Annotated in this window: 1 protein-coding gene; it reads right to left on the bottom strand. The window is 71.6% G+C overall.

What is annotated here, in order from left to right; genetic code table 11:
• Positions 1-1,470, bottom strand: a 1,470-nt coding sequence (locus tag AC5LSR_RS12585) for a cytochrome P450 (protein ID WP_493468486.1), incomplete at both ends; no start/stop codon positions are given.

The following is a 1,470-nucleotide window of genomic DNA, read 5'->3' on the forward strand; positions in this document are numbered from 1 at the left end:
GGTCACGGGGCGTCCGGGGGCCGGCTCCAGGTGCCAACGGCGGCAGATGGTGGCCAGGACGATCGCGGCCTCGAGTTCGGCGAACGTGTTGCCGATGCACTGACGGTTACCGCCGCCGAACGGGAAGAACGCGTACTTCGGACGGGTGGCTGTCGAGCGTGGCCCGTCGACCGGCCCTGTCGCGCAGGAGGCTGTCGCGGACGGTTCCGGGGACGGTTCCAGCCAGCGCTGAGGCACGAAACCGTCGGGGTCGGGCCAGTACTCGGGGTCACGGTGCATGACCCACTGGCTGACCAGCACCGTCGAGCCCGCGGGGATGTCGTAGCCGCCGAGGGAGTGGTCCGCCAGCGTCCGGCGGAACATGATCCAGACCGGTGGGTACAGCCGGATCGACTCGGTGAACACCGCCCGCGTGTAGGGGAGGCGGGGCAGGTCGTCCAGGGTGGGCAGCCGGTCACCGAGAACCTCGTCGAGTTCGGCGTGCAACGCCTCGCGTACCCGCGGGGCGTTGCCGAGCAGATGGAAGGCCCAACTGAGCGCGTTCGCGGTGGTCTCGTGGCCGGCGAGCAGGATCGTCAGGACTTCGTCGCGCACGGCGTCGTCATCCAGGGGCGCGCCGGTTTCGGCGTCGCGGGCCGTCAGCAGCAGGGACAGCAGGTCGTTGCCGTCGGCCCCCGCACGTCGACGGTCGGCGATCATCTCCCGGATCAGCCGGTCGAGGTCGGCCCGGGAGCTACGGGCCCGCAGCGTCGTGGGCAGCGGTACTTTCTCCAGATACCGGCTACCGGGGATGGCCGCTCGACGTGACACGCCCATGTTCGCCGCGATCGCCCGCCGCACCGTCAGCACGAGGTCGCTGTCCAGGGGCAGGTCGAAAACGGTTCTGGTGACGATTCCGAGGGTCAGCTCGGTCATCTCCTCATGGAGGTCCAGCTGTTGCCCGTCGGACCATCCGGAAGCGGTCTCCTCGGCCAGCCTGGCGAACGTCTCGCCGTACGTGGCGATCCGCTGGCGGTGGAACAGCGGCTGGATGAGCCGTCGGCGGGCCCGGTGCAGCTCGCCGCTGCTGGTGAGCAGGCCGGAACCCAGCAGCAGCGCCAGCGGCTGGACTCCCTCGTCGATCGGCATTCGTTTTCTGCGGAAGCCCTTGGCGAAGACCCGCTGGGAGTTCACCAGGATCTCCTGCACCGCGGCCGGGTCGTTGACCAGGTAGACGGTGCCGCGGCCCAGGGGCCCGCGCACGATCGGGCCGTACTCGTGGCGCAGCCTGGTGAGCAGGTCGAGCGGGTTGGTCAGGAACGCGTACGCGGTGCGCAGCGACTGCCCGCTCGGGCCCGGTGGAGGCGGGCCGGGCCTGCCGGCCGGGCCGCCCACCGGGCCGCCGGGCGGGTCAGCGGCCTGCGCCGCGGGGGCGTTCCCGACTTCGCTCGAGCTCCCGACGTCGCCCGCGTCCCCGGCCGGGCCGTCGGC

Source organism: Protofrankia sp. CiP1_Cm_nod4, assembly GCF_982290645.1.